Source organism: Serratia sp. CY82433 (assembly GCF_052166535.1).
GTDB classification, from domain to species: domain Bacteria; phylum Pseudomonadota; class Gammaproteobacteria; order Enterobacterales; family Enterobacteriaceae; genus Serratia; species Serratia sarumanii.
Genome location: NZ_JBJNOR010000001.1, coordinates 2,625,969 through 2,648,617, shown reverse-complemented (window position 1 = coordinate 2,648,617; position 22,649 = coordinate 2,625,969). Strand labels below are relative to the sequence as shown.

At 60.8% G+C, this 22,649-nt stretch carries 25 protein-coding genes; 21 read left to right on the top strand and 4 right to left on the bottom strand.

Going from position 1 to position 22,649, the window contains the following annotated elements; genetic code table 11:
* Nucleotides 1-40: 40 nt before the first annotated feature.
* From pdxB to hisP, 14 genes are all read left to right on the top strand, one after another.
* Nucleotides 41-1,162, top strand: coding sequence for a 4-phosphoerythronate dehydrogenase PdxB (gene pdxB / locus ACJ8PI_RS12785; protein WP_043147765.1), 1,122 nt, complete (start codon nt 41-43; stop codon nt 1,160-1,162).
* Between the two features lie 110 nt (nt 1,163-1,272).
* Complete coding sequence (locus ACJ8PI_RS12780; RefSeq protein WP_033635352.1) at nt 1,273-2,283, top strand: aspartate-semialdehyde dehydrogenase; 1,011 nt, start codon at nt 1,273-1,275, stop codon at nt 2,281-2,283.
* On the top strand, nt 2,283-3,104 hold the full coding sequence (gene truA / locus ACJ8PI_RS12775) for a tRNA pseudouridine(38-40) synthase TruA (RefSeq protein ID WP_161726366.1): 822 nt from the start codon (nt 2,283-2,285) through the stop codon (nt 3,102-3,104). Before ACJ8PI_RS12780 ends, truA begins: the two co-directional genes overlap by 1 nt.
* 78 nt (nt 3,105-3,182) lie before the next feature.
* On the top strand, nt 3,183-3,845 hold the full coding sequence (locus ACJ8PI_RS12770) for a DedA family protein (protein WP_019453745.1): 663 nt from the start codon (nt 3,183-3,185) through the stop codon (nt 3,843-3,845).
* Between the two features lie 232 nt (nt 3,846-4,077).
* A complete protein-coding gene (gene accD, locus ACJ8PI_RS12765; protein WP_025303691.1) occupies nt 4,078-4,986 on the top strand; it encodes an acetyl-CoA carboxylase, carboxyltransferase subunit beta in 909 nt (302 codons plus the stop codon).
* A gap of 191 nt (nt 4,987-5,177) precedes the next feature.
* Nucleotides 5,178-6,443, top strand: a complete 1,266-nt coding sequence (gene folC / locus ACJ8PI_RS12760) for a bifunctional tetrahydrofolate synthase/dihydrofolate synthase (RefSeq protein ID WP_164134495.1) — start codon at nt 5,178-5,180, stop codon at nt 6,441-6,443.
* Nucleotides 6,444-7,235 (top strand): cell division protein DedD, encoded by a 792-nt coding sequence (gene dedD, locus ACJ8PI_RS12755; RefSeq protein WP_399574390.1) that lies wholly within the window; start codon nt 6,444-6,446, stop codon nt 7,233-7,235.
* A 234-nt stretch (nt 7,236-7,469) separates the two neighbouring features.
* Nucleotides 7,470-7,970 carry a colicin V production protein gene (gene cvpA, locus ACJ8PI_RS12750; protein ID WP_004936119.1) on the top strand — a complete coding sequence of 167 codons (501 nt, stop codon included), beginning with the start codon at nt 7,470-7,472 and terminating at the stop codon, nt 7,968-7,970.
* 21 nt (nt 7,971-7,991) lie between these two features.
* A complete protein-coding gene (purF, locus tag ACJ8PI_RS12745) occupies nt 7,992-9,509 on the top strand; it encodes an amidophosphoribosyltransferase (protein WP_033653751.1) in 1,518 nt (505 codons plus the stop codon).
* 135 nt (nt 9,510-9,644) lie between these two features.
* Nucleotides 9,645-10,217: a UbiX family flavin prenyltransferase gene (locus ACJ8PI_RS12740; RefSeq protein WP_033635347.1), complete on the top strand. Its 573-nt coding sequence runs from the start codon at nt 9,645-9,647 to the stop codon at nt 10,215-10,217.
* Between the two features lie 304 nt (nt 10,218-10,521).
* Nucleotides 10,522-11,304, top strand: a complete 783-nt coding sequence (gene hisJ, locus ACJ8PI_RS12735) for a histidine ABC transporter substrate-binding protein HisJ (RefSeq protein ID WP_033635346.1) — start codon at nt 10,522-10,524, stop codon at nt 11,302-11,304.
* A gap of 82 nt (nt 11,305-11,386) precedes the next feature.
* Complete coding sequence (locus tag ACJ8PI_RS12730; protein WP_033635345.1) at nt 11,387-12,073, top strand: histidine ABC transporter permease HisQ; 687 nt, start codon at nt 11,387-11,389, stop codon at nt 12,071-12,073.
* Entirely contained in the window at nt 12,070-12,774 is a 705-nt protein-coding gene (locus ACJ8PI_RS12725) for an ABC transporter permease (RefSeq protein ID WP_033635343.1), read from the top strand. Before ACJ8PI_RS12730 ends, ACJ8PI_RS12725 begins: the two co-directional genes overlap by 4 nt.
* Nucleotides 12,775-12,795: 21 nt before the next feature.
* Nucleotides 12,796-13,569, top strand: coding sequence for a histidine ABC transporter ATP-binding protein HisP (gene hisP / locus ACJ8PI_RS12720; RefSeq protein WP_004936098.1), 774 nt, complete (start codon nt 12,796-12,798; stop codon nt 13,567-13,569).
* Between the two features lie 7 nt (nt 13,570-13,576).
* On the opposite strand, the gene ACJ8PI_RS12715 is transcribed toward hisP, so the two are convergent.
* The 3 genes from ACJ8PI_RS12715 to yfcG all read right to left on the bottom strand — a co-directional run bounded on the left by ACJ8PI_RS12715 (nt 13,577) and on the right by yfcG (nt 15,618).
* Nucleotides 13,577-14,491 (bottom strand): TIGR01777 family oxidoreductase, encoded by a 915-nt coding sequence (locus ACJ8PI_RS12715; protein WP_164134496.1) that lies wholly within the window; start codon nt 14,489-14,491, stop codon nt 13,577-13,579.
* A 16-nt stretch (nt 14,492-14,507) separates the two neighbouring features.
* Entirely contained in the window at nt 14,508-14,879 is a 372-nt protein-coding gene (gene folX, locus ACJ8PI_RS12710) for a dihydroneopterin triphosphate 2'-epimerase (protein ID WP_033635340.1), read from the bottom strand.
* Between the two features lie 109 nt (nt 14,880-14,988).
* Nucleotides 14,989-15,618 (bottom strand): GSH-dependent disulfide bond oxidoreductase, encoded by a 630-nt coding sequence (yfcG, locus tag ACJ8PI_RS12705; RefSeq protein WP_033653754.1) that lies wholly within the window; start codon nt 15,616-15,618, stop codon nt 14,989-14,991.
* 233 nt (nt 15,619-15,851) lie between these two features.
* On the opposite strand from yfcG, the gene yfcE reads away from it, so the two are divergent.
* Entirely contained in the window at nt 15,852-16,403 is a 552-nt protein-coding gene (gene yfcE / locus ACJ8PI_RS12700; protein ID WP_164134520.1) for a phosphodiesterase, read from the top strand.
* Nucleotides 16,404-16,502: 99 nt separating this feature from the next.
* Nucleotides 16,503-17,048 (top strand): NUDIX hydrolase YfcD, encoded by a 546-nt coding sequence (yfcD, locus tag ACJ8PI_RS12695; RefSeq protein WP_004936086.1) that lies wholly within the window; start codon nt 16,503-16,505, stop codon nt 17,046-17,048.
* 54 nt (nt 17,049-17,102) lie between these two features.
* Here the strand turns inward: yfcD and ACJ8PI_RS12690 are convergent, their stop codons facing one another.
* Nucleotides 17,103-18,122: a LacI family DNA-binding transcriptional regulator gene (locus ACJ8PI_RS12690; protein ID WP_004936083.1), complete on the bottom strand. Its 1,020-nt coding sequence runs from the start codon at nt 18,120-18,122 to the stop codon at nt 17,103-17,105.
* A gap of 310 nt (nt 18,123-18,432) precedes the next feature.
* Between ACJ8PI_RS12690 and ACJ8PI_RS12685 the strand changes: the two genes are divergently transcribed.
* The 5 genes from ACJ8PI_RS12685 (at nt 18,433) to ACJ8PI_RS12665 (ending at nt 22,464) form a co-directional block, all read left to right on the top strand.
* Complete coding sequence (locus ACJ8PI_RS12685) at nt 18,433-18,876, top strand: PTS sugar transporter subunit IIA (protein WP_033653756.1); 444 nt, start codon at nt 18,433-18,435, stop codon at nt 18,874-18,876.
* A gap of 92 nt (nt 18,877-18,968) precedes the next feature.
* Nucleotides 18,969-19,250, top strand: coding sequence for a PTS sugar transporter subunit IIB (locus ACJ8PI_RS12680; RefSeq protein WP_025303676.1), 282 nt, complete (start codon nt 18,969-18,971; stop codon nt 19,248-19,250).
* Between the two features lie 23 nt (nt 19,251-19,273).
* Complete coding sequence (locus ACJ8PI_RS12675) at nt 19,274-20,653, top strand: PTS ascorbate transporter subunit IIC (protein ID WP_004936074.1); 1,380 nt, start codon at nt 19,274-19,276, stop codon at nt 20,651-20,653.
* 13 nt (nt 20,654-20,666) lie between these two features.
* The gene (locus ACJ8PI_RS12670) at nt 20,667-21,518 is read left to right on the top strand and encodes a transketolase (protein ID WP_049233922.1); all 852 of its coding nucleotides are present in this window, start codon (nt 20,667-20,669) and stop codon (nt 21,516-21,518) included.
* Nucleotides 21,511-22,464 (top strand): transketolase family protein, encoded by a 954-nt coding sequence (locus ACJ8PI_RS12665; RefSeq protein WP_442528115.1) that lies wholly within the window; start codon nt 21,511-21,513, stop codon nt 22,462-22,464. The genes ACJ8PI_RS12670 and ACJ8PI_RS12665 overlap by 8 nt, the downstream gene beginning before the upstream one ends.
* The last annotated feature ends 185 nt before the right edge of the window (nt 22,465-22,649 follow it).

The window sequence follows — 22,649 nt, the reverse complement described above, 5'->3', positions numbered from 1 at the left end:
TATTTCGCAGACAAATAGCCGTAAACCGTCGGAGAACGCAGTGAAAATTCTGGTTGATGAAAATATGCCGTACGCGGCCGAGCTGTTCAGCCGCCTGGGCGACGTGCAGGCGGTGCCGGGCCGCCCGATCCCGCGCGAGGCGCTGGCGGATGCCGATGCGCTGATGGTGCGTTCGGTCACCAAGGTCAATGAAGCCTTGTTGGCCGGCAGCCGCATCGGCTTTGTCGGCACCGCCACCGCCGGCACCGATCACGTCGATGACGCCTGGCTGCAACGGCAGGGCATCGGATTTTCCGCCGCGCCGGGCTGCAACGCCATCGCGGTGGTTGAGTATGTGTTCTCAGCCTTGATGCTGCTGGCCGAGCGCGACGGCTTCCACCTGCGGGATAAAACCGTCGGCATCGTCGGCGTGGGCAACGTCGGTTCGCGCCTGGACGCGCGCCTCAAGGCGCTGGGCGTGCGCACGCTGCTGTGCGATCCGCCGCGCGCCGATCGCGGCGATGCCGGGGAATTCTGGCCGTTGGAGAAGCTGGTGGCCGAGGCCGACGTGCTGACCTTCCATACGCCGCTGAATAAATCCGGTCCATACCATTCGCTGCATCTGGCGGACGCCGAGCTGTTGGCGGCGCTGCCTGACAACCGCATTCTGATCAACGCCTGCCGCGGGCCGGTGGTGGACAACGCCGCGCTGCTGCAGGCGCTGGAAAAAGGTAAAAAGCTGAGCACGGTGCTGGACGTGTGGGAACCGGAGCCGGATCTCTCCTTGCCGCTGCTGGCGCGGGTGGATATCGGCACCGCGCACATCGCCGGGTATACGCTGGAAGGCAAGGCGCGCGGCACCACCCAGGTGTTCGAGGCGTTCAGCCGCCATTTGGGGCAGCCGCAGCAGGTGGCGCTGGCCTCGCTGCTGCCGGTGCCGGAGTTCAGCCAGATCCGCCTCAACGGGCCGCTGGATGAAGCGCGGTTAAAACGATTGATGCACTTGGTGTATGATGTGCGCCGCGATGATGCGCCGCTGCGCAAAGTCGCCGGGCAACCGGGCGAATTCGATCGCCTGCGCAAGCACTACCAGGAGCGCCGCGAGTGGTCTTCGCTGGCCGTGCAATGCGATGACAGCGCCAGCGCCGAGCTGCTCGGCAAGCTGGGCTTCAGCGTGGCATAGCGCGTAAGGTTGTCTTAAGCCAACGCCGCTACAGTGAGCGGCAAAGATTATCGGGCGGTGGCTGCACTGCCCGTCTGCTTTTATGAATGAAATACTCTGGAGAAAACCCGATGTCTGACGGCTGGAATATCGCGCTGCTCGGCGCCACTGGCGCGGTAGGTGAAGCGTTGCTGGAATTGTTGCAGGATCGCCAGTTCCCGGTGGGTGAGCTCTATCCTCTGGCAAGCGAACGCAGCGCGGGCGCCAATGTGCGCTTCAACGGCAAGTCTCTCTTGGTGCAAAACGCCGAGGAGTTCGACTGGTCGCAGGCGCAGTTGGCCTTCTTCGTCGCCGGCAGCGACGCTTCCGCGCGCTATGCCGAAGAAGCCGGCAACATGGGCTGCCTGGTGATCGACACCAGCGGCCTGTTCGCCATGGAGCCGGATGTGCCGCTGGTGGTGCCGGGCGTCAACCCGCAGGTGCTGGCGGATTACCGCAACCGCAATATTGTGGCGGTGGCCGACAGCATGGTCAGCCAGCTGCTGACGGCGATCAAACCGCTGACCGAACAGGCGGGGCTGTCGCGTTTGCACGTCACCACGCTGATGTCGGTATCGTCGCGCGGCAAGGCGGCGGTGGACGACTTGGCCGGCCAGAGCGCGCGCCTGCTGAACGGCATCCCGGCCGAGGAAGGCGTTTTCGGTAAGCAGCTGGCGTTCAACCTGTTGCCGCTGATTGCCGACGAGCAGGGCAGCGTGCGCGAAGAACGCCTGATCGTCGATCAGGTGCGCAAGGTGCTGCAGGATGAAGGGCTGCCGATTTCAGTGAGCTGCGTTCAGTCGCCGGTGTTTTACGGCCACGCGCAGGTGGTGCACCTGGAAGCGCTGCGCCCGCTGTCCGCCGAAGAGGCGCGCAGCGAGCTGGAAGAGGTCGAGGACATTCAGCTGAGCGAAGAGGACGATTACCCGACTCAGGTCACCGACGCCTCCGGCAGCGATGCGCTCAGCATCGGTTGTCTGCGTAACGATTACGGCATCCCCGAGCTGCTGCAGTTCTGGACGGTGGCGGACAACGTGCGCTTCGGCGGCGCGTTGATGGCTGTCGAAACCGCCGAGCGTCTGGTGCAGGAGCAGATGTACTGATGTCTGAGGTGGTCTCACCCGCTCAGCCGACGCTGAAGATCGCGCTGGGCATCGAATATGACGGCAGCCGGTACTACGGCTGGCAGCGGCAGCAAGAAGTGGCCAGCGTGCAGCAACGCCTGGAGCAGGCGTTGAGCAAGGTGGCGGATGCGCCGATTGCCGTGCTGTGCGCCGGGCGCACCGACGCCGGAGTGCACGCCACCGGGCAGGTGGTGCATTTCGAAACCACCGCGCGCCGCAAGGATGCCGCCTGGACGATGGGGGTGAACACCCATCTGCCGCCGGACATCGCGGTGCGCTGGGTGAGCCCCGTCGCCGACGATTTCCATGCGCGCTTCAGCGCCACCGCGCGCCGCTACCGCTATATTATTTTCAACCATCGCTACCGGCCGGCGGTGCTGCAACAGGGGGTGACGCACTTTTATCACCCGCTGGACGCCGATCGCATGCACCGGGCGGCGCAGGCGCTGCTGGGCGAGAACGACTTCACTTCGTTTCGCGCGGTGCAGTGCCAGTCGCGCACCCCGTGGCGCTGCGTAAAACACGTTAAGGTTACGCGCTACGGCGAATATATTGTGGTAGATATCAAGGCGAATGCCTTTGTGCATCACATGGTTCGCAACATCGTCGGCAGCCTGATGGAGATCGGCTGCGGCAATCAGGATGAGAACTGGATGGCCGAATTGTTGGCGTTGAAGGATCGCAATCTGGCGGCGGCGACGGCGCGAGCCGAGGGGCTGTATCTGGTTGCCGTGGATTATCCCGACCACTTTGGTCTACCGCGGCCGCCGATGGGGCCGCTGTTTTTGCCCGACGATTAAACGCCGGCACGCCTGAACGCGTCGCTCCCTTGTGCTTCTGCCGGGTGATTGAAACACCCGGTATCAATGAGAGAATTTATGGACATCATCAAGTTTATTATTGATTTCATTCTGCATATTGATGTGCACCTGGCCGAACTGGTCGCACAATACGGCATGTGGGTCTACGCTATTCTGTTCCTGATCCTGTTTTGCGAAACCGGTCTGGTGGTGACGCCGTTCCTGCCGGGGGATTCTTTGCTGTTTGTCGCCGGCGCGCTGGCGGCGTTGCCGACCAACGATCTGAACGTGCACACCATGGTGGCGTTGATGGTGGTGGCGGCGATCCTCGGCGATGCGGTGAACTACACTATCGGGCGGTTGTTCGGCGAGAAGCTGTTCAGCAACCCGAACTCGAAAATTTTCCGCCGTAGCTACCTGGACAAGACGCACCAGTTCTATGAGAAGCACGGCGGAAAAACGATTATTCTGGCGCGATTTGTGCCGATCGTGCGTACTTTTGCGCCGTTCGTCGCCGGTATGGGGCATATGTCCTATCGCCACTTCGCCGCCTACAACGTGATTGGCGCACTGGTTTGGGTGCTGCTCTTCACTTATGCTGGCTACCTGTTCGGCGATCTGCCGGTGGTGCAGGAGAACCTGAAACTGTTGATCGTCGGGATCATCATCGTTTCGATTCTGCCGGGCGTGATTGAAATTTGGCGCCACAAGCGTGCGGCCGCCCGCCAGCAAAAACAGTAAAAACATCGCTTAACCTGTCGGTTCGACCAGTTTTTTGTCCACAGCGTCGGGCCGATATGGTTTAATGAGCGACATTATGGTCTGTTCCTGCGAACAACCCTGAAGCCGATGCCTCAGTCGCCGCGCTTGCCGCGCCGCGAACGGGCATTTTTTCATTGGGGTGTTTTCAGGGGGATTGTTAAAGCATGAACAGCGGACTGGCGTGTGCCAGGTTCAAACAGAAAGGTCATCGATGAGCTGGATTGAACGAATTCTTAACAAGAGCAATATCACACAAACCCGTAAGGCGAGCATTCCTGAAGGGGTCTGGACCAAATGCGACAGCTGCGGCCAGGTCCTCTACCGCGCCGAGCTGGAGCGTAATCTGGAAGTGTGTCCGAAGTGCGACCACCACATGCGCATGGGCGCGCGCGCGCGCCTGCATACCCTGCTGGACGAAGGCAGCGAAGTGGAGCTGGGCAGCGATCTGGAGCCGAAGGACGTTCTGAAATTCAAGGATTCCAAGCGCTATAAAGATCGTCTGGTCGCCGCACAGAAAGCGACCGGCGAGAAAGACGCGCTGGTGGTGATGAAGGGCACGCTGTACGGCATGCCGATCGTCGCCGCCTCCTTCGAATTCGCCTTCATCGGCGGCTCGATGTCTTCCGTGGTCGGCGCGCGTTTCGTGCGTGCGGTTGAGCAGGCGCTGGAGGACAACTGTCCGCTGGTGTGCTTCTCCGCCAGCGGCGGCGCGCGCATGCAGGAAGCGCTGATGTCGCTGATGCAGATGGCGAAAACCAGCGCGGCGTTGGCCAAGATGCAGGAGCGCGGCTTGCCGTACATCTCCGTGCTGACCGACCCGACCATGGGCGGCGTTTCCGCCAGCCTGGCGATGCTGGGCGACATCAACATCGCCGAGCCGAAAGCGCTGATCGGCTTTGCCGGCCCGCGCGTCATCGAGCAGACCGTGCGCGAGAAACTGCCACCGGGCTTCCAGCGCAGCGAGTTCTTGATCGAAAAAGGCGCGATCGACATGATCGTTCGCCGTCCGGAAATGCGCCAAACGTTGGCGAGCATTCTGTCCAAGCTGACCAACCAGCCGCAGCCGCATTTCGATGAGGCCGCGCCGGTCATTGAGCCGGAGCCGCAGGCCGACGCCTGAGGCAAAGACAGATCCCGCCCGGGTTCAGCCGCCACTTTGTGGCTAAGTGACGGCTGATGCCCGTTCCCTGCCGGCCGTGGCCTATCTCGCTGCGGTTTGCAGGCTGGCGGCAGTCACGAAGCGCATCGCCTTTACCGCGGTGAGGGTGGTGCCCTGATGGATTAATGAACCCAAGTTCAGTGATGGGACTCATGCAAAACCACCAAATTCCCCAAGCCACGTCGCCATTGAGCTCGTGGCTTTATTATCTGGAACGTCTGCACAGCCAGGCGATCGAACTCGGCCTTGAGCGCGTACAGCGCGTCGCGGCGCATCTGGATTTACTGACCCCCGCCCCCACGGTGTTCACCGTTGCCGGCACCAACGGCAAAGGCACCACCTGTCGCACCCTCGAAGCCATTCTGCTGGCCGCCGGCCTGCGCGTCGGCGTCTACAGTTCGCCGCATCTGGTGCGCTATACCGAACGCGTGCGCATTCAGGGGGAAGAGCTGAGCGAAGCGGAGCACAGCCGCTCGTTCGCCGCCATTGAGGCCGGCCGCGGCGAAACGTCGCTGACCTATTTCGAATTCGGCACCCTGTCGGCGCTGCAGCTGTTCAAACAGGCGCGGCTCGACGCGGTGATCCTGGAAGTGGGCCTGGGCGGGCGTCTCGACGCCACCAACATCGTCGATCCGAGCGTGGCGGTGATTACCAGCATCGCGCTCGATCACACCGACTGGCTGGGCAACGATCGCGAAAGCATCGGCCGCGAGAAGGCCGGCATTTTCCGCAGCGGCAAGCCGGCGGTGGTGGGCGAACCCGACATGCCGGACAGCATTCGTCAGGTTGCCGAAACGCTGGGCGCGCCGCTGTATCGCCGCGGCGAAGCCTGGAGCTTCAGCGAGCAGGGCGATCGCTGGCAGTGGCAGGGCGGCGACACGCTGCTGACCGATCTGCCGACGCCGAACGTGCCGCTGGCCAACGCCGCTACCGCGCTGGCGGCGCTGAACTGCTCCCCGCTGGAAATCGACGAACGCGCGATCTTCACCGGGCTGCAGCAGGCGACGCTGCCGGGGCGTTTCCAGATCGTGCGGCGGGAGCCGACGCTGATCCTCGACGTGGCGCACAACCCGCACGCCGCCGGCTATCTGGCCGGGCGTCTGGCCAAACTGCCGCGCGAAGGCGGCAAGGTGCGCGCGGTGGTGGGCATGCTGTCGGACAAGGATATCGCCGGCACGCTGGCCTGCCTGAGCGAGCAGGTGGATGAATGGTACTGCGCGCCGCTCGACGGGCCGCGCGGCGCCAGCGTCGAACAGCTGGCGCAACATCTGAAGGAACCGCGCCGCTTTAATGATGTCGAAACTGCCTGGCGGCAGGCTATGCAGGATGCTGATAAACAGGATATTGTGATCGTCTGTGGATCGTTCCACACCGTGGCGCAGGTGATGGCGGCGTTAGACGAGATGCGGGGAGTGTGAGTGGCGAGTAAATTTCAGAACCGACTGGTCGGAACCGTGATTCTAGTGGCGCTGGGGGTGATCATCCTGCCAGGGCTGCTGGACGGCAAAAAGAAGCATTACGAGGATGAATTTGCGGCCATTCCGTTGGTGCCGAAACCGGGCGATGTCGAAGAGAACGACGTGCTGCCGCCGGTGACGCAACCGCTGCCGGCGCAGCCGCCGGAAGGGGCGGGCGCGCTGGTCGAGCAGCAGGCGGCCAATGAAGCGGCGGCGCAACAGGCGGTGCGGCAGAGCGCTCAGCAGCCGACGCAGGTGGCGCCGCCACCGGTCGAGACGCGTCCTCAGCCGGTGCCGCAGCCCAAGCCGAAACCGGTGGAAACCAAACCGGTGGAAGTGAAAACGAAACCGGCACCGCAACCGAAGCCGGTGGAAGTGAAGCCGACGCCGAAACCTGAGCCGACGCCGAAACCTGAGCCGACGCCGAAACCTGAGCCGACGCCGAAACCTGAGCCGACGCCGAAACCTGAGCCGGCGCCGCAGCCGAAACCGGCGGAAGAAAAAGCGCCGGCAGGGCAAGCCTATGTCGTGCAGCTCGGGGCGCTGAAGAACGCCGCCAAGGCGAACGAGATTGTCGCCTCGCTGCGCCTCTCGGGCTACCGTGCCTTCACCGTGCCGTCAACGCCGGTGCAGGGGCAGATAACCCGCATCTACGTCGGCCCGGACGCCTCCAGGCAGAAGCTGCAGGCGGCGCTGCCGTCGCTGAACTCGATCAGCGGGCTGAGCGGGCAGGTGAAGCCGTACGGCCGTTAAACCCCGCAGGGGCGCAGCACGATGCGCCCCTGAATGAAGGAGTGGTGGAGAGAAAGCGAGAAAAACCGCGCCTTTTACAGGCGAAATCACCTATGTAGGCGCGGCGATTGAGAATTTTTTGATCGCCGCTTTTTATTTGTAACGTGGTAGGAAATCCCCTACGCAAACGTTTTCTTTTTCTGTTAGAATTCGCCGCGAATTGGATGCAGGGGCGATTCATCATTGGAATAGTTCATGGTCTGGATTGATTACGTCATTATAGCGGTAATTGGATTTTCGGCTCTGGTGAGCCTGATCCGAGGGTTTGTTCGCGAAGCATTGTCACTTGTGACATGGGGATGTGCGTTTTTTGTTGCCAGCCATTTCTACTCTTACCTTGCGGTCTATTTCACTCGTTTTGAAGATGAACTGGTGCGAAACGGCATCGCGATCGCGATTTTGTTCATCGCGACCTTGATCGTAGGGGCTATTGTTAACTATGTGATTAGCTCACTGGTAGAGAAAACCGGGTTGTCGGGCACCGATCGGGTGCTGGGCATCTGCTTCGGCGCGCTGCGCGGAGTATTGATCGTCGCGGCGATCCTGTTCTTCCTGGATACCTTTACCGGCTTTTCACAGAGTGCCGACTGGAAACAGTCGCAGCTCATTCCCCAGTTCAGTTACGTCATCAGGTGGTTCTTTGACTACCTGCAGAGCACGTCGAGTTTCTTGCCGACCCAATTGCCGGGGCGGTAGCGCTGATGAGGAAAAGACAACATGTGCGGTATTGTCGGTATCGCCGGTTTCATGCCGGTAAACCAGTCGATTTATGATGCGCTGACGGTGCTTCAGCACCGTGGCCAGGATGCCGCAGGCATCGTCACCATTGACGCCCATAACGGGTTCCGTTTGCGCAAAGCCAACGGCCTGGTGAAGGATGTGTTTGAGGCGCGCCATATGCAACGCTTGCAGGGCAACATGGGCATTGGCCATGTGCGTTACCCGACGGCCGGCAGCTCGAGCGCCTCTGAGGCCCAGCCTTTCTACGTCAACTCGCCGTTCGGCATTACGCTGGCCCACAATGGCAACCTGACCAACGCCCATGAGCTGCGCCAAAAGCTGTTCGAAAGTGGCCGCCGCCATGTCAACACCACCTCCGACTCGGAAATCCTGCTGAACGTGCTGGCCAGCGAGCTGGATCGTTTCCCGCACTACCCGCTGGAGGCCGACAACATCTTTACCGCGGTCGCCGCCATGCATCAGCAACTGCGCGGCGCTTACGCCTGCGTGGCGATGATCATCGGCCACGGCCTGCTGGCGTTCCGCGATCCGAACGGCATTCGCCCGCTGGTGATCGGCAAGCGCACGCTGGAAGATGGCCGCAGCGAGTACATGGTGGCTTCCGAGAGCGTGGCGCTGGATACCCTGGGCTTTGAGTTCCTGCGCGACGTGGCGCCGGGCGAAGCGGTGTACATCACCACCAAGGGCCAGCTGTTCACCCGCCAGTGCGCAGAGAACCCGAAAACCAACCCGTGCCTGTTCGAATACGTTTATTTCGCGCGCCCGGACTCCTTTATGGACAAGATCTCGGTCTACAGCGCCCGCGTGCGCATGGGCCAGAAGCTGGGCGAGAAGATCGCCCGCGAGTGGGAAGATCTGGACATCGACGTGGTGATCCCGATCCCGGAAACCTCCTGCGACATCGCGCTGGAGATCGCACGCATTCTCGAGAAGCCATATCGCCAGGGCTTCGTGAAGAACCGCTACGTCGGCCGCACCTTTATCATGCCGGGCCAGCAGGCGCGTCGTCAGTCGGTGCGCCGCAAGCTAAACGCCAACCGCGCCGAGTTCCGCGACAAGAACGTGCTGCTGGTGGATGACTCCATCGTGCGCGGCACCACGTCGGAACAGATCGTCGAGATGGCGCGCGAAGCGGGCGCCAAGCGGGTGTACCTGGCTTCCGCCGCGCCGGAAGTGCGTTTCCCGAACGTTTACGGCATCGACATGCCGAGCGCCAACGAACTGATCGCCCACGGGCGCGAAGTGGATGAAATTCGCCAAATCATCGGCGCCGATGGGCTGATCTTCCAGGATCTGGACGATCTGATCGAAGCGGTGCGCGAAGAGAACCCGGACATCACCCAGTTCGAATGCTCGGTGTTCAACGGCATCTACGTGACCAAAGACGTCGATCAAAGCTATCTGGAATACCTGGAGTCGCTGCGCAACGACGACGCCAAGGCGCTGCGGGTGCAAACCGAAGCGGAAAACCTGGAACTGCATAACGAAGGCTAACCGCCTGCGTTGATCCATCAGGGGGCATCGCCGCGTCTGCGGCGGTGCGCCTTGTTGCTCCTGTGAACTTGCTTATCCCTCGCCATTGCGGCAAAGTCTGCCTGATCTTACTTTTTACGGCAGAGGCCATTCTTCATGAAACGACTCATCATCGGCATTTCCGGCGCCAGCGGCGCCATCTACGGCGTGCGCCTGTTACAGGTTTTGCGCGACGTCGCAGAGGTGGAAACCCATCTGGTGATGAGCAACGCGGCAAGACAGACGCTGGCGCTGGAAACGCCGTACAGCCTGCGGGAAGTGCAGGCGCTGGCCGACGTGGTGCACGATGCGCGCGACATCGCCGCCGGCATCTCCTCCGGCTCCTTCAAAACCCTGGGCATGGCGATCCTGCCATGCTCAGTCAAAACGCTGTCCGGCATCGTCAACAGTTACAGCGACGGGCTGCTGACCCGCGCCGCCGACGTGGTGCTCAAAGAGCGCCGTCGCCTGGTATTGTGCGTGCGTGAAACGCCGCTGCATTTGGGTCACCTGCGGTTGATGACCCAGGCGGCGGAGATGGGGGCGGTGATCATGCCGCCGGTGCCGGCGTTTTATCACCAGCCGAAAAGCGTGGAAGACATCATCGATCAGACCGTCAATCGGGTGATCGATCAGTTTGATATCGAACTGCCTGCCGATCTGTTCACCCGTTGGCAGGGCGTTAGTTAACATTTTCATCCCCAAATTGGCACATTTGTGCAACACCGCACTGAATTAGGGCGGCGCATGCACCATAATGATCCTACTTCATCACGTTCACTGTTTCATGGTGCCGCCTTGTCGCGGCTGCCAGTGGCGCGGCCCCGAGCGGCCGATTTAATTTTGCGGTTATCGTCCCAGGAAACAGTATTGTGAAGGCCGGAGCCGTTCCCTCCGCCCGTAGCACCTAATGTGGCACGATTACTGCAAATTGATTTGGTGGGGAAAAGTAATGCCCGTAGTGGCATCAAAAAAATCAATTTGAGGGTAATTTATGAAAAAGCTGGTTAAGGTTCTTCCTTTAGTCTTGGCTTTGGCGGCCGCAAACAGCGCATTCGCCGCTATCCCATCGACATTGAAGATCGGCACCGATCCGACTTATGCGCCGTTTGAATCCAAAAACGCCAAAGGCGAGCTGGTCGGCTTCGATATCGATTTGGCCAAAGAGCTGTGCAAACGCATAAATACCCAATGCACCTTCGTGGAGAGCGACTTTGACGCGCTGATCCCATCACTCAAGGCGAAGAAAATCGACGCCATCATCTCTTCGCTGTCCATCACTGAAAAACGCCAGCAGGAAATCGCCTTTACCGACAAGCTGTATGCCGCCAACGCGCGTCTGATCGCGCCGAAGGGCTCCAAGCTGTTGCCTACCGTGGACGCCCTGAAAGGCAAGAGCGTGGGCGTGCTGCAGGGCACCACCCAGGAAGCCTACGCCAACGCCATGTGGCAGCCGAAGGGCGTCACGGTGGTGCCTTACCAGAACCAGGATCTGGTCTACGCCGATCTGGCGTCCGGGCGCATCGACGCCGCTTTCCAGGATGAAGTGGCGGGCAGCGACGGCTTCCTGAAACAGCCGCCGGGCAAAGACTACGCGTTCGCCGGCGAATCGGTGAAGGATGACAAATTCTTCGGCGTCGGCACCGGCATGGGGCTGCGCAAAGCCGATACCGAGCTGAAAGCCGCGCTGGATAAAGCCTTCGCCGAAATGCGCAAAGACGGCACCTACGATAAATACGCGAAAAAGTACTTCGACTTTGACGTCTACGGCGGGTAATCCGCTAACCGTTCCATGCTGTGACTGCGGGGCCGGTGCGCCGGCCCCGATGGTTCGGATCCTAGACCACAGGGTGAAGTAGATGCTGCAAGGCTATTCCCAACTGATTTTCGAGGGGGCTCTGGTGACGCTGGAGTTGGCCCTCAGTTCCGTATTGTTGGCGGTGGTGATCGGGTTGATCGGCGCCGGCGGCAAACTCTCCCACAACCCCCTTATTTCCGGCCTGTTCGGCGCTTACACCACGCTGATCCGCGGCGTGCCCGATCTGGTGCTGATGCTGCTGATCTTTTACGGTCTGCAAATCGCGCTGAACAATATCACTACGCTGCTGGGCTTCTCGCAGATCGATATCGATCCGCTCGGCGCCGGCATCATTACCCTCGGCTTTATCTACGGCGCTTATTTTACCGAGACCTTCCGCGGCGCCTATCTGGCGGTGCCGAAAGGGCAGATCGAAGCGGCGACGGCCTACGGCTTCAGCGGTGCGCAGATCTTCCGGCGCATTCTGTTCCCGGCGATGATGCGTTTCGCCTTGCCGGGCATCGGCAATAACTGGCAGGTGATCCTGAAGGCGACGGCGCTGGTGTCGATCCTCGGCCTGAACGACGTGGTGAAAGCCACTCAGCTGGCGGGGAAAGGCACCTATCAGCCGTTCTTCTTCGCCATCGTGGCCGGCGTGGTGTACCTGATCTTCACGACCGTTTCCAACGGCGTGCTGCTGTGGCTTGAACGGCGTTACTCACTGGGCGTCAAGAGGGCCGAGCTATGATCGAGATTTTGCAACAGTATTGGCAGTCGCTGCTGTGGAGCGACGGCTACCGTTTCACCGGCGTGGCGGTAACGCTGTGGCTGCTGATCGCTTCGGTGGTGATGGGCGGGCTGCTGGCGATCCCGATGGCGGTGGCGCGCGTCTCTTCCATCCGCTGGGTGCGTTTCCCGGTGTGGCTCTATACCTACGTGTTTCGCGGCACGCCGCTGTACGTGCAGCTGCTGGTGTTCTACTCCGGCATGTACAGCCTCGAGATCGTGCGCGGCAGCGAGTTTCTCAATGCGTTTTTCCGCAGCGGGCTCAACTGCACCATCCTGGCGTTGACGCTCAACACCTGCGCCTATACCACCGAGATCTTCGCCGGGGCCATCCGCTCGGTGCCGCACGGTGAAATCGAGGCCGCCAACGCCTACGGTTTCTCGCGCTTCAAGATGTATCGCTGCATCATTTTGCCTTCGGCGCTGCGCACCGCGCTGCCGGCCTACAGCAACGAAGTGATCCTGATGCTGCACTCCACCGCGCTGGCGTTTACCGCCACCGTGCCGGATCTGCTGAAGATTGCGCGCGACATCAACGCCGCGACCTATCAGCCGTTTTACGCTTTCGGCATCGCGGCGGTGCTGTACCTGATCATCTCCTACGTGTTAATCAGCCTGTTCCGCAAGGCTGAAAAACGCTGGATGGCACACGTTAGTCACTGATAAATGACGGGAAGAAAAACCATGTCTGAGAATAAATTAGCCGTCACGGAACTGCACAAACGCTATGGCGACCACGAAGTGCTGAAGGGCGTCTCGCTGGCGGCCAACGCCGGGGATGTGATCAGCATCATCGGCTCCTCCGGCTCCGGCAAAAGCACCTTTCTGCGCTGCATCAACTTCCTCGAGAAGCCGAGCGAGGGCTCGATCAGCCTGAACAACGAAGACATCCGCATGGTGCGCGACAAGGACGGCCAGCTGAAGGTGTTCGACAAGAAGCAGCTGCAGCTGCTGCGCACCCGCCTGACCATGGTGTTCCAGCATTTCAACCTGTGGAGCCACATGACGGTGCTGGAGAACGTGATGGAGGCGCCGGTGCAGGTGCTGGGGCTGAGCAAGGCCGACGCGCACGAGCGCGCGGTGCGTTATCTGGATAAGGTGGGCATCGATGAGCGGGCGCGCGGCAAATACCCGGTGCACCTGTCGGGCGGCCAGCAGCAGCGCGTTTCTATCGCCCGCGCGTTGGCGATGGAGCCGGAAGTGCTGCTGTTTGACGAACCGACGTCGGCGCTGGATCCCGAGCTGGTGGGCGAGGTGCTGCGCATCATGCAGAAGCTGGCGGAGGAGGGGAAAACCATGGTGGTGGTGACGCACGAAATGGAGTTTGCGCGCCACGTTTCCAACCACGTGATCTTCCTGCACAAAGGGTTGATTGAAGAACAGGGGCCGCCGGCCGAGCTGTTCGGTAACCCCAAAAGCCCGCGCCTGCAACAGTTCCTGTCCGGCGCGTTGAAGTAACTTCAGATCAGCGGGCTTCGGCCCGCTGATTAATCACCTCATCCAGCGCCTGCTCCAGCTCCAGATAGCGGAAGTGGAAGCCGGCCTCCTCCAGCCGCTTCGGCACCGCCCGCTGGCCGCCGAGCACCAGCACCGCCGCTTCCCCCATCAACAAACGCATGACGAACGCCGGCACCCGCAGAAACGCCGGGCGATCGAGCACGTTGGCCAATTGGGCGGCGAACTGCTCGTTATGCACCGGGTAGGGGGCGACCATGTTGAACGGGCCGGTGAGCGTGACGTGATCCAGCAGATAAATAATGCCGTTGACCATGTCGTCGAGATGGATCCACGGCAGGTATTGGCGGCCGTCGCCGATCGGGCCGCCCAGCCCGAAGCGGAACGGCGGCAGCATTTTGGCCAGCGCGCCGCCCTGCGGCGCCAGCACCACGCCGGTGCGCAGCAGGCAGACGCGGGTGGCGTCGCTCTGCGCCTGCAGCGCCAGCGCTTCCCAGCGTTGGCACAGCTGGTGGGTGAATTCGTCGTGCGGCGGCTCCTCTTCGGTGACCACCGCCTGCCCCTGATCGCCGTAGTAGCCAACGGCGGAACCGGAAATCAGCACGCCGGGCGGCGTGCTGCCGGCCTTGATCAACTGCGCCAAGCGTTCGGTCAGATCCCAGCGGCTATGACACAGCCGCTGCTTCTGCTGTGCGCTCCAGCGCTTGTCGGCGATAGGTTCGCCGGCCAGATTGATCACCGCATCGAAGTCATCCAGCGACTGCCGGTCGTCCAGCGTGCGCCAATAGCTCGGCTGGTCGCCGAGCCGGGCCCGAGCCCGCCGTTCGTCTCGCGTCAGTACCGTAATATGGTGAGAAAGCGCCAGCAGCCTGGCCGTCAGGCTGCTGCCGATCAATCCCGTTGCGCCGGTGATCAGGATCCGCATGGTCGACCTCCCTGAGTTAGTCCCTGCGATAGCTCATGGTCATGGAGACAGAATCGGCGTAGCGCAGAGCCAGAAGTTTATCTATCTCCACTTCAGCATAGGTCACCCAGGCGTGTTCTTTTACGATATCGAGCACATCCTGCGTTAATTTTTCCAGCAACGCGAAACGGTTATCTTCCACATGGCGGATGATCGCTTTGGTGATGGTGCGGTAGTTGAGCGCATCGGCGATGTCTTCGCTGTTGCGCGCCTTGTCCGCCGGGTAGTGGATCACCACGTTGATCAGGATGTCCTGTCGGTTGTTGATTTCCTCTTCCTTGATACCGATGAACGTGCGCAGCCGCAGATTTTTAATGCGAATAACGGCGTCGGGTTGACTGAAAGACATCAGAGATTCTCCATAGGTCTGATTATTGGCGTTCAGAATACACGGAAAGTAGGGAAATGATAACGCAGGGACGATGTGACTCCCCGGTGGCGGGGAGTCGGGGAGGCACTTAGCCCTGTTCGGCCAGCTTATAGGCGCGCTCGGTCGCCGGGCGGTTGCTGATGCGTTCGAACCAGTTGCGCACCGCCGGGTAATCCGCCAGATCGATGCGCTGGCGCGGATGCGACACCACCCACGGGTAGGTGGCGATATCGGCGATGCTGTAGTTGTCGCCGCCGAGGTACGGGTGTTTTTGCAGCTCGGCTTCCAGCACGCCATACAGCCGTTTGGTTTCCAGCTGGTAGCGCTCAATGGCGTAAGGCACCGGCTGCGGCGCGTAGTGGTTGAAGTGATGATTCTGCCCGAGCATCGGCCCGAACCCGGCCACCTGCCAGAACAGCCACTGCAGGGTGGCGGCGCGTTCGCGCAGGCCCTTGCTCAGCAGTTTGCCGGTCTTCTCCGCCAGATACAGCAGGATTTCACCGGATTCGAACAGGCTGATCGGCTCGCCGCCGTCCACCGGTTGCTGATCGACGATCGCCGGGATTTTGTTGTTGGGAGAAATGCTCAGAAAGTCCGGTTTGAACTGCTCGCCGGCGCTGATGTTTACGCGATGGATACGGTAGGGTAAGCCGACCTCTTCCAAAAACAAGGTGATCTTGTGACCATTGGGAGTAGGCGCGTAATACAGGTCAATCATGTTGCCTCCTGCGGTAAGGTGATCTGTAATTCATTACACGTTGCTGCGGTCTTCGCCGCGCACAAAGGTATATCAGAGATCCAACAATAGCAGCTAAGGATAGCAGGCTATGTGGGATTCGTCCGATGCTATCTGCGCGGCTGGATCACAATTCTCCATCGGGGCGGGCGGCGGTTTGCCGCACGGCGCCGGCGCGGTAAAATGGCGCTTATTTCCCTCTATAGGACAAGGTTATGAAGCTGATGTTCGCCTCGGATATCCACGGCTCGCTGCCGGCCACCGAACGCGTGCTGGAATTGTTTGAACAAAACGGCGCCGACTGGCTGATTCTTCTGGGTGATTTGCTGAATCACGGCCCGCGCAACGCGCTGCCGGCCGGGTATCAGCCCGCTCAGGTTGCCGAACGATTGAATCGCTATAGCGACAAGATCATCGCCGTTCGCGGCAATTGCGACAGCGAGGTCGATCAGATGCTGCTGACGTTTCCCATCGAGGCGCCCTGGCAACAGGTTTTACTGCAAAAAAGACGATTGTTTTTGACCCACGGTCACCTTTATCATCCCTCGGCACTGCCGCCGTTATCCCGCGGTGACGTCCTGGCCTACGGCCATACGCATCTGCCGCAGGCGGAGCGGCAGGGTGAGATCTATTGCTTCAATCCGGGCTCGGTCAGCATCCCCAAAGGGGGCTTTCCGGCCAGCTACGGCATGTTGGATCGGGGCACTTTGCGCGTGCTGACGCTCGACGACGGCAAGGCCGTCGCGGAAGTGGCGTTAACACGCTAAACGCACTAATTTATACACACACAATAAAAATCTTTGAAAAGCACTCATTGATTAACCAGCGCGCGGGATGCATCGCGCCAAAATAGAAGGTTTTAGAGGATGGCGGAACAGGGTCAGGCTGCAGATACCGAATGGGTTGATATCGTCGACGAGCAAAACGAGGTGATTGCGCAATCCAGTCGTCAACAGATGCGGGCGGAGCGGCTGCGTCATCGTGCTACCTATATTGTGGTGCATGATGGGATGGGAAAAATTCTGGTGCAGCGTCGCACCGAGATCAAAGACTTCTACCCGGGCTGGCTGGACGCGACGGCGGGCGGCGTGGTGCAAAGCGGTGAAAACGTGCTGGACTCGGCGCGCCGCGAGGCGGAAGAAGAGCTGGGCATCGCCGGCGTGCCTTTCGCCGAACACGGTCTGTTCTACTTCGAAGAAGAGCAGTGCCGGGTGTGGGGCGCGCTGTTCAGCTGCGTATCGCACGGCCCGTTCGCGCTGCAGGAAGAAGAAGTGGCCGAGGTGTGCTGGCTGACGCCGGAAGAGATCACCGCGCGCTGCGACGAGTTTACTCCGGATTCGCTGAAGGCGCTGTCGCTGTGGCTGACGCGCAACAACGAACAGGATTACGGCAAGCCGCTCGACAACCACTGAGACGCCAACGCGTAAGAAAGCCGGTCATCGACCGGCTTTTTTTATGGTGCGGATTCAGCAGCTGTCGCGGCGGCACAGCGTGGCGGGCAGGGAGCCTGCCGGCTGCCAGGGCTGCTCGTTCAGCCGCGCCAGCAGCGCCTGGCCGGCCTGAATGCCGATGTCGCGATGCGGAATGGTCATGGTGGTCAGCGGCGGCTGGCACACCCGGCTGAACTCGCTGTTGCCGAACCCCACCACCGCCAGATTGTCCGGCACCTTGATGCGCCGCCGCTGGCATTCATACAGCGCGCCGCCGGCCAGTTCGTCCGAGGCGCACACCAGCGCGTCCAGCTCCGGCCAGGCCAGCAAGAATTCCGGCAGCTGCTGCGCGCCGGTGCTGAAGCTGGCGGGCTGCGCGGCGTTGATCACCCGATGCGGCGACATATGGTTGCGCAGCAGCGCCTTGTGCCAGCCCTGCAGGTGCTGCTGGAAGATCCACTGTTCCTGGTTGGCGCACAGCAGCCCGATGTTCTGATAGCCGCTGGCGATCACCGTTTGCGTCAGCTGATACATGGCCGCCACGTAGTCGATGCCGATGCTCATGTCGATCGGATCGGCGCGTACGGCGCCGATCTCCACCACCGGAATGTTGGCGGCGATCAGCGCGTTGCGGGCGTTTTGCGAATGCTCGACGCTGAGCAGCACCGCCGCCGCCAGATTGTAAGAGAGCAGGGTCTCCAGCAATTTCTCTTCCCGTTCGAGGTGATGCTGCGATTCCGCCAGCATGATGTGATAACCGGCCGGCTGCAGCACTTTCTGCAGGCCGGCGAACATCTCGGCGCAGCCGGATTCGGACAGGCTGGGCACCACCATGGCGATGGTGTAGGACGAGGCCGACGCCAGCGAGCTGGCGGCCAGGTTGGGCAGATACCCCAGTTCGCTTACCGCGGCTTCAATCTTCTCGCGCAGTTTGTCTGAAACCTGCTCCGGCGTGCGCAGCGCGCGCGACACCGTCATGGTGCCGACGCCCGCCAGCTGCGCTACGTCAGCCAACGTCACCCTGCCCGTGCTGCGTCGTTTTTTACCGATCGACATGCCTAATCCCGACTGAAATGCGCGCGCGGCGCATAAAAATGGTGAGGGCGGGAAGCCGACGGCGCGGCTTCGACGATCCCCGTATGCGGCACATTCTACCCCGTTACCCGAAAGAGCGAGAAAAAATTGTGGTTAACGCCATGCCGCGGCGCGGCGTTTTGATAGCGCTATCACAGATCTGCATGATAGCGCTTTGGTAGCGCTATCTTTGTGATATCCATCACTGTGTGGCCGGGAGGGGTTGATTAAAGTTTTACCGTCGTCGGTGAATTAATCACCGGCCGAAACCATCAACCTTTAGGAGGGTAACGTGCTGAAAGAGTGGCTGACCGCCGATCATATACAGCTGTGCGAACGGGTGGAGGACTGGCGCCAGGCGGTCACGCTGAGCGCGCAGCCGCTGCTGCAAGACGGCGTGATCACGCCGAATTACCTGACGGCGATCTTTCATCAGCAGGAGAAGCTCGGCCCTTACTTCGTCCTGGCACCGGGCATTGCCATGCCGCACGCCCGGCCCGAAGAGGGCGCCAACGCGTTGGGATTATCGCTGTTGAAGATCCATCAGGGGGTGAACTTTCATTCCGCAGATAACGATCCGGTTCAGGTGGTGGTGATGCTTTCGGCGCCCGACGGCGACAGCCACATCGAATTGATTTCGCAACTGGCGGAATTATTTTCAGACAATCAGGCCATGGCGGCGTTATTTCACGCCAAAGATAAACGGCAAATCGAGGATATTATCGCCCGCTATTAACGCTTAATCACCAGGAATACCATCAATGCTAACAACGCCGGGAATATGACCGGCGGCGCTACCCTACACGCTAAATTCAACAGGTGGATATTATGAAAATCATGGCGATTTGCGGTTCCGGTCTCGGCAGCAGTTTTATGGTGGAAATGAACATTAAAAAGGTGCTGAAAAAGATGGGCGTGGAGGCCGAGGTCGAACACTCCGATCTGTCGTCCGCCACTCCCGGCGCCGCCGACGTGTTCGTGATGGCGAAAGACATCGCCGACAGCGCCAGCGTACCGGCCGAGCAGCTGGTGGTGATCAGCAACATCATCGACATTAATGAGCTGGAAGCCAAGCTGCGCGCTTACTTCGAAGCCCACTCAATCATCTGAATAAAACGATTGGCGAGGTGGATATGTTTATCCAGGAAACGCTTAAGTTTGTGGTGGATATATTAAAGGTGCCTTCGGTGCTGGTCGGGCTTATTGCGCTGATCGGTTTGCTGGCGCAAAAGAAATCGTTTTCCGACGTGGTGAAAGGCACGGTAAAAACCATTCTCGGCTTTATCGTTTTAGGCGGCGGCGCCACGGTATTGGTCGGGTCGCTCAATCCGCTGGGCGGCATGTTCGAACATGCGTTCAATATTCAGGGCATCATTCCGAATAACGAAGCCATTGTCTCCATCGCGCTGGAGAAATACGGTGCCTCCACCGCGCTGATCATGGCGTTCGGCATGGTGGCGAATATCGTGGTGGCACGCTTCACCCGGCTGAAATACATCTTCCTGACCGGCCACCACACTTTCTACATGGCCTGCATGATCGGCATCATCCTGACGGTGGCGGGCTTCGAGGGCGTGCAACTGGTGTTTACCGGCGCGCTGACCCTGGGGCTGGTGATGGCGTTCTTCCCGGCGATCGCCCAGCGCTATATGCGCCGCATCACCGGCAACGACGATATCGCCTTCGGCCACTTCGGCACCCTGGGCTACGTGCTGTCCGGCTGGATCGGCTCGAAGGTGGGTAAAAACTCGCGCTCGACCGAAGAGATGAACCTGCCGAAAAACCTCAGCTTCCTGCGCGACAGCTCCATTTCGATCTCGATGACCATGATCGTCATCTACCTGATCCTGGCGATCTGCGCCGGGCGGGCCTATGTGGAAAGCGAGCTCAGCGGCGGCCAGAACTACCTGGTGTATTCGATCATTCAGGCCATCACCTTCGCCGCCGGGGTGTTCATCATCCTGCAGGGCGTGCGCCTGATTCTGGCGGAAATCGTGCCGGCGTTCACCGGCTTCTCGGAAAAACTGGTGCCTAACGCGCGGCCGGCGCTGGATTGCCCGGTGGTCTATCCCTATGCCCCCAACGCGGTGCTGATCGGCTTCCTGTTCAGCTTCCTTGGCGGATTGGCCGGGCTGTTCCTGCTGGGGCAGTTGAAGATGGTGCTGATCCTGCCCGGCGTGGTGCCGCACTTCTTCACCGGCGCTACCGCTGGGGTGTTCGGCAACGCCACCGGCGGGCGGCGTGGCGCGATGCTGGGCGCCTTCGCCAACGGGCTGCTGATCACCTTCCTGCCGGTATTGCTGCTGCCGGTGCTGGGGGCGTTGGGCTTTGCCAACACCACCTTCTCCGACGCCGACTTCGGCGCGATCGGCATCCTGCTGGGCAATATGGCGCGCTTTATGTCGAAAGAGATGATCATGCTGGCGATCGTCGCCGTGTTCGCGCTGCTGGTGGCGCATAACTTCCTGGGCAAACGCAAAGGCGCGCCGGCCGCTGACCGCGTCGAGAAATAACGAGGGCAGACTGATGAACTACACAACGAGCGAAACGGAAATTGAAGAGCTGCATATCCTGGCGCGTGCGATCCGCCTGGAAACGCTGAAGGCGCTGACCGGGCTGGGCTTCGGCCACTACGGCGGCTGCATGTCGGTGGTGGAGACGCTGGCGGTGCTGTACGGCAGCGTGATGCGCATCGATCCGGCGGATCCGGACTGGCCGGAGCGCGATGACTTCGTGCTGTCGAAAGGGCACGCCGGCCCGGCGCTGTACAGCACGCTGGCGATCAAGGGCTACTTCCCGCTGGCGGAGCTGAAGACCCTCAACCAGAACGGCACGCGTCTGCCGAGCCATCCGGACCGGCTGCGCACGCGCGGCGTGGACGCCACCACCGGCTCGCTGGGGCAGGGCGTGTCGATCGCCGCCGGCATGGCGTTGTCCCATCGGCTGGCGGGGCGCCGCAATCGGGTGTTCAGCATCCTCGGTGACGGGGAACTGAACGAAGGGCAGTGCTGGGAGGCGTTCCAGTTTATCGCCCACCACAATCTGAACAACCTGACGCTGTTCATCGATTACAACAAGCAACAGCTGGACGGCGCGCTGGACGAGGTGATCCAACCGTTCGATCTGGCCGCCAAGTTCCGCGCCTTCGGCTTTGAGGTGCAGACCATCAAGGGCGACGACATCGCGGCGCTGCTGGCGGCGGTGGCGCCGGCGCGCGGCGGCGAACAGCGGCCGCTGGCGATCGTGCTCGACAGCATCAAAGGGCAGGGCGTGGCCTATCTGGAAAACCTGTCGAACTCTCACCACCTGCGCCTGACGCCGGACGTGCAGCAGGAAATCGAAAAAGCCATCGCCGAACTGGAGGCCGCCCATGTTTAACGTAGTGACGCAGTTGGAAAACGACGCCGTCGAAATGCGCAAAGTCTACGCCGGCGCGGTGCGGCGGCAGATTGAGGCGGGCGCGCCGATCATCGCGCTGGAGGCGGATCTGATGAGCTCGATGGCGATGGACGGCGTACACAAGGATCACCCGCAGCACGTGATCAACTGCGGCATCATGGAGGCCAATGTGATCGGCGTCGCCGCCGGGCTGTCGCTCACCGGCCGGGTGCCGTTCGTGCATACCTTTACCGCCTTCGCCAGCCGCCGCTGTTTCGATCAGCTGTTCATGTCGCTGGATTATCAGCGCAACAACGTCAAGGTGATCGCCTCCGACGCCGGGGTGAGCGCCTGCCACAACGGCGGCACCCACATGTCGTTCGAGGACATGGGCATCGTGCGCGGGCTGGCGCATTCGGTGGTGCTGGAGGTGACCGACGCCACCATGTTCGCCGACATTCTGCGCCAGCTGATGGATCTGCGCGGGTTCTACTGGGTGCGCACTATTCGCAAGCAGGCGACGCGCATCTATCAGGAGGGCTCGCGCTTTACCATTGGCAAGGGCAACCTGCTGCGCGACGGCGACGACATTACGCTGATCGCCAACGGCATCATGGTGGCGGAGGCGCTGAAGGCGGCGCAGAGGCTGGCGCAGCAGGGCGTCAGCGCGGCGGTGATCGATATGTTCACCCTCAAGCCTATCGACCGTGAACTGATCAAAACCTACGCGGCCAAGACCGGGCGCATCGTCACCTGTGAAAACCACAGCATTCATAACGGGCTGGGATCGGCGGTGGCGGAGGTGCTGGCGGAAGAGTGCCCGACGCCGATGCGGCGCGAGGGGGTGAAGGAGCGTTACGGCCAGGTGGGCACCCAAGCGTTCTTGCAACAGGAGTATGGCCTGACCGCCGAGCATATTCTGGAGGCCGCCGGGCAGCTATTGTAAAGCAGAATAGGAATTACCGGCATTCTCTTCGGTAATCAAATCGGTTATTCCCCGCGTGTTGTTCTGCCCAGAGACGTTTATCAACATGCTACCCATTGTAAAGTCCCCTAGGGGACTTTTTCTTTTTTTATTGATAATAACTGGCCAATGCAGGAATAAAAATTTATTATTTGTAAATAAGTAAA

What these genes read in the sequence shown, in the direction of transcription:
- ACJ8PI_RS12780 (WP_033635352.1), top strand. Translation starts at nt 1,273, where the DNA reads ATGTCTGACGGCTGGAATATCGCGCTGCTCGGCGCCACTGGCGCGGTA.
- truA (WP_161726366.1), top strand. Translation starts at nt 2,283, where the DNA reads ATGTCTGAGGTGGTCTCACCCGCTCAGCCGACGCTGAAGATCGCGCTG.
- ACJ8PI_RS12770 (WP_019453745.1), top strand. Translation starts at nt 3,183, where the DNA reads ATGGACATCATCAAGTTTATTATTGATTTCATTCTGCATATTGATGTG.
- accD (WP_025303691.1), top strand. Translation starts at nt 4,078, where the DNA reads ATGAGCTGGATTGAACGAATTCTTAACAAGAGCAATATCACACAAACC.
- folC (WP_164134495.1), top strand. Translation starts at nt 5,178, where the DNA reads ATGCAAAACCACCAAATTCCCCAAGCCACGTCGCCATTGAGCTCGTGG.
- cvpA (WP_004936119.1), top strand. Translation starts at nt 7,470, where the DNA reads ATGGTCTGGATTGATTACGTCATTATAGCGGTAATTGGATTTTCGGCT.
- purF (WP_033653751.1), top strand. Translation starts at nt 7,992, where the DNA reads ATGTGCGGTATTGTCGGTATCGCCGGTTTCATGCCGGTAAACCAGTCG.
- ACJ8PI_RS12740 (WP_033635347.1), top strand. Translation starts at nt 9,645, where the DNA reads ATGAAACGACTCATCATCGGCATTTCCGGCGCCAGCGGCGCCATCTAC.
- hisJ (WP_033635346.1), top strand. Translation starts at nt 10,522, where the DNA reads ATGAAAAAGCTGGTTAAGGTTCTTCCTTTAGTCTTGGCTTTGGCGGCC.
- ACJ8PI_RS12730 (WP_033635345.1), top strand. Translation starts at nt 11,387, where the DNA reads ATGCTGCAAGGCTATTCCCAACTGATTTTCGAGGGGGCTCTGGTGACG.
- ACJ8PI_RS12725 (WP_033635343.1), top strand. Translation starts at nt 12,070, where the DNA reads ATGATCGAGATTTTGCAACAGTATTGGCAGTCGCTGCTGTGGAGCGAC.
- hisP (WP_004936098.1), top strand. Translation starts at nt 12,796, where the DNA reads ATGTCTGAGAATAAATTAGCCGTCACGGAACTGCACAAACGCTATGGC.
- ACJ8PI_RS12715 (WP_164134496.1), bottom strand. Translation starts at nt 14,491, where the DNA reads ATGCGGATCCTGATCACCGGCGCAACGGGATTGATCGGCAGCAGCCTG.
- folX (WP_033635340.1), bottom strand. Translation starts at nt 14,879, where the DNA reads ATGTCTTTCAGTCAACCCGACGCCGTTATTCGCATTAAAAATCTGCGG.
- yfcG (WP_033653754.1), bottom strand. Translation starts at nt 15,618, where the DNA reads ATGATTGACCTGTATTACGCGCCTACTCCCAATGGTCACAAGATCACC.
- yfcE (WP_164134520.1), top strand. Translation starts at nt 15,852, where the DNA reads ATGAAGCTGATGTTCGCCTCGGATATCCACGGCTCGCTGCCGGCCACC.
- yfcD (WP_004936086.1), top strand. Translation starts at nt 16,503, where the DNA reads ATGGCGGAACAGGGTCAGGCTGCAGATACCGAATGGGTTGATATCGTC.
- ACJ8PI_RS12690 (WP_004936083.1), bottom strand. Translation starts at nt 18,122, where the DNA reads ATGTCGATCGGTAAAAAACGACGCAGCACGGGCAGGGTGACGTTGGCT.
- ACJ8PI_RS12680 (WP_025303676.1), top strand. Translation starts at nt 18,969, where the DNA reads ATGAAAATCATGGCGATTTGCGGTTCCGGTCTCGGCAGCAGTTTTATG.
- ACJ8PI_RS12675 (WP_004936074.1), top strand. Translation starts at nt 19,274, where the DNA reads ATGTTTATCCAGGAAACGCTTAAGTTTGTGGTGGATATATTAAAGGTG.
- ACJ8PI_RS12670 (WP_049233922.1), top strand. Translation starts at nt 20,667, where the DNA reads ATGAACTACACAACGAGCGAAACGGAAATTGAAGAGCTGCATATCCTG.
- ACJ8PI_RS12665 (WP_442528115.1), top strand. Translation starts at nt 21,511, where the DNA reads ATGTTTAACGTAGTGACGCAGTTGGAAAACGACGCCGTCGAAATGCGC.